Genomic DNA, 10,932 nt, shown 5'->3' on the forward strand with positions numbered 1-10,932 from the left:
CGCACTTCGTTATTCCTTTTACCCTACTTCTGCCATGACCGATGCCTATTCTCAACCGATCCGCGAATGGTGGGCACAGCGCTGGATCGATGTCTTGGAATCTTTTGGCTGGGTGCGTCGATTGGCAAGAGCGCGAATTTATGCACGAGAAGGCAATGTGTTGAGCATTGAGTTTAACGGCGAAAAAGTGGCAGCCTTGGTTCAGGGAACGGCTCCAGAACCCTACAAGGTGACATTATCACTTGATCCTTTCACGGATGAGCAGTGGAGTTATGTGATTGAATCGATGTCGCAGCGAGCGATTTTTTCTGCTAAGCTGCTAGCCGGGGAAATGCCGCAAACCATTGAGGAAGTATTTACTGGGAATGGGTTGAGCCTGTTTCCGTTTACTAAGTTTGATATTCATAGTCGGTGTTCTTGCCCTGATCCCGCCAATCCTTGTAAGCATATTGGGGCGGTATATTACCTGTTGGGCGATCGCTTTGGTGAAGATCCCTTCGTTCTTTTTCAATTACGCGGGCGAAGCAAGGAGCAAATTATTGAAGCTTTACGCCAAACCCGCAGCCAAGGTGAACATAAAGAGTCTAACCTTCAGAATGCAGACTCATTTGAACCCTCTGCTACACAGTCTTCCTATGCCCTCAATCTAGAGAAATTTTGGCATTATGCTGATGAGTTAGAACCTTCTTTAGTCGTGATTGCACCGCCCCCTAGCAGTGAAACGGTTTTAGACGTATTAGGCACAATTCCATTAAAAATCAGCGATGGCGATGCGACGGTGGCTACAAAGGCGGCTCAAGCTGCAATGCAACACTTAAAGGGAATCTATCAAAGCGCTAGCCAGCAGGCAATTTTGACGGCGATGAATGTTGCAACCCCCAAAACCGGAGCAGAGCTTTAAAGCTTTTTGGGATGTAACTGGCACACCAATGTGAAGATTTCTAAAATAAAGAAGATCACTCCAGCAATCGGTAGAGTTCTTTTTTATGGCAACTGACAGCGATCGCAAAAAGCGCATCTTGGAACATCTATCTCGTAGCACAGGAGACTTTAGCAAGCGCTCTACTGGCGACAGTTCTGACCGTAAGCAAAAAATTATGGATCACGCTCGACGGACAACTGGATAAGCGGTTTCTCTAAGCTTCATGCTCTAGACTCTCATCTACTGCGCCCTAGATTTTCATCTAAGAAAATCTGGGGCGTTTTAGTGATTTGCGTCTATCCTGGTACGGCAATCACCCGGCTCATCCATCAATGAATTGCGTAACAGTAAAAAGAAGAATTGATGTAGTTTTAAGGTCTGAAAATAATTTAATAGAATTCTGCTTTTCTTAAAGGGAACCTTCGAGTAAGCTAGTTAAACAAAAAAGAAATCTGAGAGTTTGTTACATAAGTTTATAAAATTAGTGTTTTAATTAAGATGGAATTAAAAAAGGGAGGAGTTGTGAATGCACGATTGATCCAATTTTTGAAAGAAGAATTGGCAATTTCTGATAGCGCGATCGCGATCGCGCAACGGCATCAAGAATTTACCCCAAGCTTGTTGCCCATGATTCTGTGGCAGTATGGCTTGGTTACTTTGGAAGACCTAGACCGAATTTTTGATTGGATGGAAACTGCTTAACGCAGTTGAGCCGGCTTATAGAGTCGCGTTGGGGGCGGTGGGGCACCAATCGAACTTTGCATTGCATTCATTTTTTGATTGAGTTCACGAATCCGCCGAGATAGTAATCGAATAATGTTCACAGCAATTCCTGGAGTTTCTTCGATCGCCTCATATAACTGCTGCTGAGTCAGGATGAGGCATTCTGAGGGCGCTAGCGTTGTGACTGATGCTGAGCGAGGTTCGGCATCAAACAAAGACATTTCTCCAAAACACGCTCCTTGCTCAAGCTGCACGAGTTCTTGGCTTTCAATGTGAACGCGCACCTTGCCAGATACCACAATGTAGAGCGATCGCCCTTCTTGCCCTTGGGTAAAAATAGTATGGTGACTCGGAAAAGCAAGCTCGTCCATTACGGAGGCAAGGCGCACCAAAAATTCTTCCCGCAGTTCTTTAAAAATTGGGACTTCTCGAATAAACAGAACCCGTTCAAAACTAGAGAGCATAGCGGCGATGCAAATGAGGCGGGCGATTGCCTGGTTCCAATAGAAATAACTTACTGAATAAAGCCATTATTAGCAGAATTTCCACAACCATAGGGATGCATTACTAAATTGTTTCAAATCCGGACTGATTTGAAATATTTAATAAATTCATTGAAGCTTTTCCAGTAACTTCAGTAGAATTTCCTTTTTTTAGCTCAAGTTCTCTGAGCATTTTCTTAACTTGGGCTATGACTAGACGATCAGGATCTTTTTGTAAAAGCGGCAGCAACGTCTGCATTGCCCTGGGCGATGCCATCCATAGGTAGGATATCACCGCTTCTCGCACAAACCCTTTAGGATGACGTAAACACGCGACTGCTTGTTCGCTGGTCAGGCTCCAGTGCGCTTGTTTTGCGAGATGAAAACAACAGGCGATCGCCCAATCTGATAAAAAATGACGCAGTTCTAATAACTGGCGCAGGCGATCGCTGGGTAGCGATCGCTGATCTTCAAAAATTTCCGACAAGTTTCTTAGCTTTTCCTCCTCAGAATTCCGATCCAAAATACTCAGTAAAGCTCGCTTATTGGGAATATCCAACGTATTATCCAAAATTTCTAAGCCGCGTGCCATATTACTACGAGACGCAGATTGGAGATTAAACGCTGCTGCCTTAATTGCCCCAATGGGATACAAAAATTGCATCAATAAAAATAGTCTCTCCTGAGCATCTATCAGCAGCCCTTCCAGCGCCCGTTTCAGTAAATCTGCCTCCCGCATCCACATAGCTTGCGGCGACAAATCTAATAACGCTGCATATATCTGACCCATAAACATCAGTTCTTGGTCAATCAGTTGTTCTACGCCACTTCGCCCTATTTGTTTTAAAGTACTTTCAATCCCCGCTTCGCCCGGTATTTCTAGCAAAATTCTGAGAATATTACGGCGGTTATTTCCCCATGCCACCACCAAATGAGAAATCAGTGCATCTAGTGCCTCTGGAGTGCCAATCAACCCGATCGCTTGCCATGCATGAAGCCGCACAATATCTGGTTTTTGCACGTCTTCTACCAAGTCGATCAACATGGGCAATGCTTCGTTGTGCAACCTTACCAGCGCTTTGAGTGCAGCATCCCGCGTAGATTTATACTGCAAGCCGCGCAGTAACGATGGATAAAACTCTTCTAAATGGGTCGCGGCGATCGCATCCAAAATTGCCCACCGCACCCGCAGAGATTCATCTTGCAACAATTTAGGAATATAAATTCGCAGCGCTTGTAAATAGACCGCCTCCCCTAATGCCCGACAGCCCATCACCCGCTCTTTCTCAGACTTATGAGTCAGCATTCGCCGCAACGTATTAGTTGCCTCTGCCTTTTGAGTCGAATCACCCTGACGCATCATCAGCGAAGAAGCAGTGCCCCGCACCACCGGATCAACTTCCGATTTCAAATAAACGCGCAGGCGACGAATGTCTGGGTCTTCTTCCGTAATCCAAACAAACCGTAGCGCCAAAGCCAGTACATTGGCAGAAGGAGCTTGATCAATCAGTTCTTTTACCTGTCCTAAAGCCGCCGCATTTGGATACAGCAGCATTGCTTCTAGGCTTTTTCGCTGGAGAGTCGGTGAAAAATTCATCAAGCGAGGGGCTAATAATTCACAGGCACTTTTGGGATAGACTTTACTTAAAAAATCAATGCAGGATTCCTTACGTTTTTCGGGTCCTGGCTTTTCGAGGGTTTCTAACAGTTTTCGCCGCAGTTCTAGCTCATCCACATCCCGCGTTAGTTGCCCACGGTCTGCACTAATCACTAGAAGATTGACATACTTTGCTCGCAGCAGCAAAATTACCAAAATCCAGACTAGCGACAGAACTAGCATGACTGGAAACAAAATATTAAGCTGGCGATCGCCCAAAAACCAACCCAACGTTAATAACGCGACCCCAGTCGCCCCTGTAGACAATGGCTCCGCCACCCCTCGCACCATCGCCTGTACATGGCTCCGAACCCCCTCAGGCACAGGTTGAAACAACACCGGACCCACACTAGCAAATAACGTATAGTGCAGCAGTTCATCATAAAATTTTAGGGCAAGCAGAATTAGAAATAGGGGTACTGTCCATGCCCATTGGCTCACTAAGGGAGCTTGCCACGCCAAACTAGAAATTGCCAAAGCACTGAGAATGCCGATTCCACCTGGCAACAACAGCGAAGCAAAGAAGACACCCACCCGTTCAATCAAGCGACTGGAAGCGAGCCACTGCATTGTCACCTCAAAAATGCCTAGAATGCCGTTGAAAACACCTAGAAATGCAGCAATTTGCCCCTCTGAAGTCGAAAATTCTTCTAGCGCTCCTAAGAACCGAAAATCGATTAGCAGGAACAGCACCTGAGACAAGATAAAAAACAAATACAACAGGATGACGTAGCGGCGTAAAGAACCTTGAACTGAGCGATTCGTTGAGAACTCAGAGGCTTGATCTTCTGATCCCGATCGCCGCCGCAAAAAGTCTGGAAACGCCTGTTGATACGCATTACTCAGGTAAAAAAGGATTCCTGCCCCGATCGCCATCATCCCACAGGACAGCAGCACCATATTTTCCAGGTTGCCCACCAGCCTGATCATGAAACCCAAGGAAAAGCCACTAATCACATCCGCCACTAAGATCCCGCTACTGATCAACGGATAGGTGCGCTTAATTTCCCGAATATTAAACAACTGGTTTGCAGTAATTGCCGTATTCAGATCATTGAGAACATTTAGTGCCTCTACCCATAGTCGCATCAGAAAAATGGTGATGCCGACTGTACTCACCTTCCAAAACTCAAATGGGTAAACCGCTTGGGCGCTCAATCCCAGCCAAAATAGGAGCAGTGGAGCCGCCATCAGCAGCGCAATAATCACAATCACACGGCGTAACGGCAGCGCCTTTTGAAGCTGAGAATAGACAAAACTTAGCCCTGAGCCAATGCCTGCGCTGGCGATATAAATCCAAGGCAGCCCTTCTGCTTTATATTCGCTCAGAAACAGATCGGCTGTAATTGCCTCTAACCAAACTAACCCGATAGACGTGGCTGCATAAAAAGCAAACATCAAAAATGTTCGCTCCGCCTCTTCTGCTCGGAGGTTAAACCCTTGTAGCAGCGGTTGCTTCCAGCCGTCTTTAGAAAACCATTGATCAATTAGTCCCATTCACTCTGCCAACAGTCGAGCATCACTTTCATTAAAGTGCCCTGAATGGTCTTTATTGTAGAGATGCAGATTCGTTTCGTTGCAGAAATTTTAATCGTCAACCTGCGATCGCCGCAATCACTAGCTACTTCTTAGGAGCCAATAACATCATCATGTTGCGCCCTTCCTGTTTGGGAAACTGTTGAACCTCAGCAAATTCTTGCAGATCATTCGCTAGGCGAGACAGCAAATCTCTTGCCATGTCGCTATGTTGAATCTCGCGACCCCGAAACATCACGGTTGCTTTCACCTTGTCGCCATCTTGCAAAAAGCGCTTTGCTTGATTGATCCGCACGTCGTAGTCATGCTTCTCAATCTTGTAACGCATCTTCACTTCTTTGACTTCAACGTTATGCTGCTTCTTTTTTGCTTCTTTCGCTTTCTTCTCTTGTTCAAACTTAAACTTGCCGTAATCAATAATCCGGCAAACAGGGGGATCTGCCTTGTCAGTCACCAAAACCAAATCTAGTTCCTTCTCCTCAGCAAGCTGTAAAGCTTCACGAGGAGTCATGATTCCCAGTTGTGAGTTGTCAGAATCAATCACTCGAATCTTAGGGAATCGAATCCGTTCATTGATAGTTGGGAGGTCGCGTGTCGGTCTATTTCCAGTCACAGGCAGTTTTAGAGAGAATAATTGGAGTCAGATAGCAACCATAAACTAATGCGTAGTCTGGTTGCAACCTGGCTTTTGGCAGAGATCTAAGGCAACCATTGCCCATTTGAAGGAGTAAAGGCATTGCTTAGATCCTTGGACACATGATTGTATCTGACATTTTACTCACTCTGCTTTGTTTTCTGGGGATTGTTTATAAAATTTTTAGTCAGATGATTGTCCAAAACCTTTTGGCTAAAACTTTATTTGGATATTTTTCTGAATTTCAGAGGAAGTTTATGATGAAGATAGATGAAGTAATTGTTGGGATTTATTTACATATTGGTTAAGAAATGGTGACGACGACTCCTCCTCTCTGGCACCAACGATTAGGCAATCAACGAGATTGGATTTGGCGTGGATGGCAAACCCGCTATACCTGTGTGCGCTCTGCTTGTCCTAGTTCAACGCCATTGCTGCTGCTGCATGGCTTTGGTGGCTCCATTGGTCACTGGCGGCACAATTTGTCTGAATTGGGGCGGCACCACACGGTTTATGCAGTGGATTTATTGGGGTTTGGTGCGTCTGAAAAGGTAACTGCTGCTTTTGGGGTGGAGCTATGGGTGGAGCAGGTGTATGATTTCTGGCGATCGTTTGTGAAGCAGCCTGTCATTTTAGTCGGAAATTCGATTGGATCTTTAGTGGCTTTGGCGGTAGCAGCAGCCCATCCAGAGATGGTCAGTGGAATTGTCATGCTCAATTTACCGGATGCGTCGGTATTGGAAGTGTCGCCGTTGGTTAAGCAGGCGATCGCCGCACTCAAACCGCTTTCCCGTCCTGCTTTTGCCCTAACCAAGTGGATCGTGACATTTCCACTCATTTTTGATGGAGTATTTTGGCTCGTGCGTCATCCGCAAGCCGTTCGCTTGTTTTGGGCACGCCAAGCTTATGCTGGGAAGTCGGCTGTGACGGATGAGTTAGTGGAGATGTTTTCTACGCCTGCCTACGATCGCAATGCGGTAAAAGCGCTCAGAGCCATGGTGCGATCGACTGGAAAATCCACGCGAGACTACACGGCAAAAGCAGTATTACCCACTCTGACGATTCCCATATTGTTGTTTTGGGGATTGCAAGATGCGATGGTGCCGCCTACATTGGCAAAACTGTTTGTGAAATATAACCCGAACTTAAAACTCATAGAAATTGAAAATGCAGGACATTGTCCCCATGATGAATGTCCGGAGATCGTTAATCATGAAATTTTGAACTGGATTAAGGGTTGGGCAGAATTAAGGGGGAATGAGTTTTGAGTTTTGAGTTTTGAGTTTTGAGTTTTGTTCGCGTAGCGTTTCCGTAGGAAATATTTTGAGTTTTGAGTTTTGAGTTTTGAGTTTTCGACACCTGAAATCCGAAACCTGGATTTCTCATTTCACAACTTTCACTTCAGTTCCCAAGCTAACCTTTTTAAAAAGCTGTTCGATATCTGCGTTATACATCCGAATGCAGCCATGGGATACTGCTTTTCCGACAGATTTTGGATTATCCGTGCCATGGAAGCCAATCCAATTTTTTCCATCGCTCCAAAACCCGATCCAATAGCGCCCTAAAGGATTTTCTGGATCGCCACCTGGAATAATCACTCCTTTTTTGAGGGGATGAATCCACGTCGGATTCCGAAACATTTGTTTGACTTGAAAGGTTCCTGTGGGGGTTTCCCAGCCAGCACGACCCACCGCGATCGCGTAGCTTTTGACCGCAGTAGTACCTCGATATAAGGTGACTTGGCGGCGACTGAGTTTAATCTCCAAACGCAGGGGTTGTTCTTGTTTGGGCGGTTGAAACGGTTCTGGGCTATATAGTGGTTTCAGTTCTAAATTCGCAGGCGGCAACTCAAGCTCTAAATCTTGCAGTGGACTTTGCAAAGGCGTAAGAGGCGTAAGAGGTGTATCAGTGGCAGCATTGGGCAGGGCGATCGCAGCCTCACCCGATTGATCAGAGGCAAGGGCTGCAAAGGCAACGTGAGGAAGTGACACGACACCCGCGATACTGAGGGTCGCAATATTACCTATCAATTTAGACAAACGGTGCATTCTCAGAAACCATGATTCTTAAACAACCTATTTTCATCATATTCGAGATATTCAAGTTACCCAATGTGCGGTTTTTCTTAGTGAGGAGGGGAAAATGAAAGGGGCATGGGAGTACTTGGAGCAACGCTCAGGTGAAGACTGGCTGATTGGGCAGGAACGTCACGCTTTTCTAAACTTGGCAAGTCAGGCGATCGCAGAATTGCACCAAACAAAAGCGCGATCGCCCTATCCCCCCGTTATTTTTCTCGATGAATCCGACCCTATTCACTTCCTGGCAAAATTCATCGCCGCCTGCACCACAAACTGCCATCTCTTCCTCTGTAACCCCACCTGGACAGCCTCCGAATGGGCACAAGCCCACGCCCTAATCCAGCCAGATCTCATCTACCAGAAAAGTTTCTCTACACGCAATTCACAATTCACAATATCTCCTAGGTCAACGCTACGCGAACGCAATTCGCAATTCGCAATTCCTTTAATTTGCATCCCCACCGGCGGTTCCTCTGGCACGATTCGCTTTGCCATGTACACCTGGGAGACTCTCCTGGCTTCCGTTGCAGGCTTCCAGAAATACTTTGGCGTAGAGCGGGTTCACTCCTGCTGTGTTTTGCCGCTTTATCACGTTAGCGGCTTGATGCAATTTGTGAGATCGCTCACCTCTGGCGGCAAGTTCGCTCTCATCCCGTATAAAACTCTGGAGTCATCCCAACTGCCTTTTGACCCCGCTGATTTCTTTCTGTCCCTCGTCCCAACGCAACTCCAGCGGCTACTCCACGCTTCCGATTTATTTACCCCACCACCCCTCCACTCCACCACCCCTCTACCCCACCACCCCTCTACCCCACCACCCCTCTACCCCACCACTCCTCCACCCTCCTCCGCTTCATCCCTTGTCCGCTTCAAAACTATCCTTCTCGGCGGCGCGCCTGCTGGGTCAGAGTTTTTAGAACAAGCTCGGAGACTGAATATTCCGCTTGCGCCTACCTACGGCATGACGGAAACCGCATCTCAGGTGGCAACACTCAAGCCAGCCGATTTTTTACAGGGTATGACAAGCTGTGGTCAAGCATTGCCCCATGCTCAAATCACGATACGCAGCGTCGCAACAGGGGAAGTGCTGGGGGAAAATCAAACGGGAGTAGTGACGATCGCCGCTCAATCATTAGCGCTGGGCTACTATCCAAAACTATTTGGCGACAGCACTTTTTCCACAGATGACCTCGGCTGGTTGGATGAGCGCGGCTACCTGCACATCGTCGGGCGGCGGAGCGACAAGATCATCACTGGCGGCGAAAATGTATTCCCGGCAGAAGTGGAGGCGGCGATTTTGGCAACGGGACTGGTGCAAGATGTGGGCGTGATTGGCGTGAGCGATCGCCACTGGGGAGAAGCGATCGCTGCCATTTATGTACCAACCGCCGCTAATCTAACCGTCGCAACTCTAAAGTCTGCCTTGGAAAACCGCTTGAGCAAATTCAAGCTGCCAAAACACTGGATTGCCGTGGAACAACTGCCCCGCAATGCTCAAGGCAAACTTAATCGGCAGGAACTCCGGCGACTGGTGCCGCATACTGACCTAGCCAAGCCAGCAACATTACCGATAATTCCTGTCGAGTTCGAGTTTGGGCATTGATACAAACATGGCGAGTGACTGCCTTGATTACCGGTTTATTGGAGATAGGTTCTAAATAAATCTGATAGTGAACTTCAAATTCGCTAGGACAGATCTGATGAGGAGTGAGATGAATCTCCAGGAGATCGCCCACCGCGATTGGGCGCAAAAAATCCACGCTGGCATGAACAATCGGCACCGCCACAGAGAATCCTTGGAAAAATGCCTTCAGGTCAATTCCTGCGGCTTGTAGCGACGCTTCATAGGCTTCATGGGCGATCGCCAACCCATTCGCAAAATACACCACTCCCGCCGCATCCGTATCCTGAAATCGCACCGTCCGATGATGAACAAACATCCCTCTCGCCTCTTGCCTTTTGCCTCTCACCTCGCTCAAAAACTCACCTTCCAAAGCTGAAAAACCTCTCCAGGCAAGGTTTTAATGATCTTGCCTCCCGCGTCTTGAACAAGCTTTTTCCAGATTTCCAAAGGCTCTAAAAAAACTTCGCTGCCCAAGTACATTTCCAAAATTGCCCAGTTTTCTGCCAGCGGCATATCCGGATCGACCACATCAAACACAAAAGAACTGCCCGGTTTCAAAACCCGTTTAGCTTCAGCTAGCACCATGCCCCAATACTCTGGCGGATAGTAGGCGCTAACTCCTGTCGCGATCGCCAAATCAAATTGGTTCGCTTCGTAAGGCATGTTGTGGGCAGTTGCGAGTTCTACTCCTTTGAACAATTTGGAGTTCAATTGCGGTCCGCGTGAATTGAGCAGATTCCGCGCTTCCGTACTCACTTCCAGCCCATAGAAAACTGCATCCCACTCGCGCCAAGGATAGATCAAAAAGCTGACTCCACAGCCAATATCTAGGCAGTGCTGTTTTTTTTGCGGTTTAGCCACTTGCCAAAAGGGAGAAGTGAGCTTGCTTTGCAGCAATCCAGAGAGCCGCTCTTGGTAAATCGGCATTGCTTTCACTTCATCAGGCAGGTCAGCCGTCGTACCTTGATACTCTTGATTAAAGCGGAACGCGATCGCGGCGATGTGGCTTTCCCAATCGACCGGGCGATCGCGCAACACTCCAAACCCATCGTTGAAATCCGCTTGAGATGAAAGACGCTTGTTTTTGTTAGACATCCAATCCTTTCAGAAGATTTTTGGGAGAAAAGATACCGCTATTGTTGGGGCAGGTTTAGCCAAGATCTACAGGGTTCTGCCAACCAATCCACTACAAACCTGCCCTTACAGGTATTTCGTTTGCTAGAAAACACCTCAGCCTTTCAAGGCTTTATTAAAGTTTTGGCGGTAAGGTTTGTTG

General features: G+C 47.2%; 11 protein-coding genes. 5 read left to right on the forward strand and 6 right to left on the reverse strand.

Going from position 1 to position 10,932, the window contains the following annotated elements; translation table 11 throughout:
* Positions 1-34 precede the first annotated feature (34 nt).
* The 3 genes from AB3R30_RS13050 to AB3R30_RS13060 all read left to right on the forward strand — a co-directional run bounded on the left by AB3R30_RS13050 (position 35) and on the right by AB3R30_RS13060 (position 1,624).
* Positions 35-901 (forward strand): SWIM zinc finger family protein, encoded by an 867-nt coding sequence (locus AB3R30_RS13050; protein WP_458649629.1) that lies wholly within the window; start codon positions 35-37, stop codon positions 899-901.
* Between the two features lie 85 nt (positions 902-986).
* On the forward strand, positions 987-1,127 hold the full coding sequence (locus tag AB3R30_RS13055; RefSeq protein ID WP_458649630.1) for a hypothetical protein: 141 nt from the start codon (positions 987-989) through the stop codon (positions 1,125-1,127).
* A 293-nt stretch (positions 1,128-1,420) separates the two neighbouring features.
* Entirely contained in the window at positions 1,421-1,624 is a 204-nt protein-coding gene (locus AB3R30_RS13060) for a DUF2949 domain-containing protein (RefSeq protein ID WP_458649631.1), read from the forward strand.
* On the opposite strand, the gene AB3R30_RS13065 is transcribed toward AB3R30_RS13060, so the two are convergent.
* The 3 genes from AB3R30_RS13065 to infC all read right to left on the reverse strand — a co-directional run bounded on the left by AB3R30_RS13065 (position 1,621) and on the right by infC (position 5,933).
* Positions 1,621-2,109: a Crp/Fnr family transcriptional regulator gene (locus tag AB3R30_RS13065; RefSeq protein ID WP_458649632.1), complete on the reverse strand. Its 489-nt coding sequence runs from the start codon at positions 2,107-2,109 to the stop codon at positions 1,621-1,623. The genes AB3R30_RS13060 and AB3R30_RS13065 overlap by 4 nt on opposite strands.
* 103 nt (positions 2,110-2,212) lie before the next feature.
* Entirely contained in the window at positions 2,213-5,281 is a 3,069-nt protein-coding gene (locus AB3R30_RS13070) for an Npt1/Npt2 family nucleotide transporter (protein WP_458649633.1), read from the reverse strand.
* Positions 5,282-5,405: 124 nt separating this feature from the next.
* Positions 5,406-5,933 carry a translation initiation factor IF-3 gene (gene infC, locus AB3R30_RS13075; protein ID WP_197984955.1) on the reverse strand — a complete coding sequence of 176 codons (528 nt, stop codon included), beginning with the start codon at positions 5,931-5,933 and terminating at the stop codon, positions 5,406-5,408.
* A gap of 332 nt (positions 5,934-6,265) precedes the next feature.
* Here infC and AB3R30_RS13080 point away from each other — a divergent pair, with 332 nt between their 5' ends.
* On the forward strand, positions 6,266-7,222 hold the full coding sequence (locus tag AB3R30_RS13080) for an alpha/beta fold hydrolase (RefSeq protein ID WP_458649634.1): 957 nt from the start codon (positions 6,266-6,268) through the stop codon (positions 7,220-7,222).
* A 114-nt stretch (positions 7,223-7,336) separates the two neighbouring features.
* On the opposite strand, the gene AB3R30_RS13085 is transcribed toward AB3R30_RS13080, so the two are convergent.
* Positions 7,337-7,993 (reverse strand): L,D-transpeptidase, encoded by a 657-nt coding sequence (locus AB3R30_RS13085; RefSeq protein WP_458649635.1) that lies wholly within the window; start codon positions 7,991-7,993, stop codon positions 7,337-7,339.
* Positions 7,994-8,096: 103 nt separating this feature from the next.
* Here AB3R30_RS13085 and AB3R30_RS13090 point away from each other — a divergent pair, with 103 nt between their 5' ends.
* Positions 8,097-9,635, forward strand: coding sequence for a 2-succinylbenzoate--CoA ligase (locus AB3R30_RS13090; protein ID WP_458649636.1), 1,539 nt, complete (start codon positions 8,097-8,099; stop codon positions 9,633-9,635).
* On the opposite strand, the gene AB3R30_RS13095 is transcribed toward AB3R30_RS13090, so the two are convergent.
* A complete protein-coding gene (locus AB3R30_RS13095; protein ID WP_458649654.1) occupies positions 9,538-10,002 on the reverse strand; it encodes an acyl-CoA thioesterase in 465 nt (154 codons plus the stop codon). The two genes, AB3R30_RS13090 and AB3R30_RS13095, sit on opposite strands and share 98 nt — an antisense overlap.
* A gap of 5 nt (positions 10,003-10,007) precedes the next feature.
* The gene (locus tag AB3R30_RS13100) at positions 10,008-10,751 is read right to left on the reverse strand and encodes a class I SAM-dependent methyltransferase (protein WP_458649637.1); all 744 of its coding nucleotides are present in this window, start codon (positions 10,749-10,751) and stop codon (positions 10,008-10,010) included.
* Between the last annotated feature and the right edge of the window lie 181 nt (positions 10,752-10,932).

It is taken from the genome of Sivoneniella epilithica UHCC 1019, assembly GCF_040830845.1.
In the GTDB taxonomy this organism is placed as follows: Bacteria; Cyanobacteriota; Cyanobacteriia; order Leptolyngbyales; family Leptolyngbyaceae; genus ULC077BIN1.

Excerpts from the sequence above, each read along its gene's own strand:
- AB3R30_RS13070 (WP_458649633.1), bottom strand. The coding sequence starts at position 5,281 with ATGGGACTAATTGATCAATGGTTTTCTAAAGACGGCTGGAAGCAACCG.
- AB3R30_RS13060 (WP_458649631.1), top strand. The coding sequence starts at position 1,421 with ATGGAATTAAAAAAGGGAGGAGTTGTGAATGCACGATTGATCCAATTT.
- AB3R30_RS13050 (WP_458649629.1), top strand. The coding sequence starts at position 35 with ATGACCGATGCCTATTCTCAACCGATCCGCGAATGGTGGGCACAGCGC.
- AB3R30_RS13080 (WP_458649634.1), top strand. The coding sequence starts at position 6,266 with ATGGTGACGACGACTCCTCCTCTCTGGCACCAACGATTAGGCAATCAA.
- AB3R30_RS13100 (WP_458649637.1), bottom strand. The coding sequence starts at position 10,751 with ATGTCTAACAAAAACAAGCGTCTTTCATCTCAAGCGGATTTCAACGAT.
- AB3R30_RS13090 (WP_458649636.1), top strand. The coding sequence starts at position 8,097 with ATGAAAGGGGCATGGGAGTACTTGGAGCAACGCTCAGGTGAAGACTGG.
- AB3R30_RS13065 (WP_458649632.1), bottom strand. The coding sequence starts at position 2,109 with ATGCTCTCTAGTTTTGAACGGGTTCTGTTTATTCGAGAAGTCCCAATT.
- AB3R30_RS13055 (WP_458649630.1), top strand. The coding sequence starts at position 987 with ATGGCAACTGACAGCGATCGCAAAAAGCGCATCTTGGAACATCTATCT.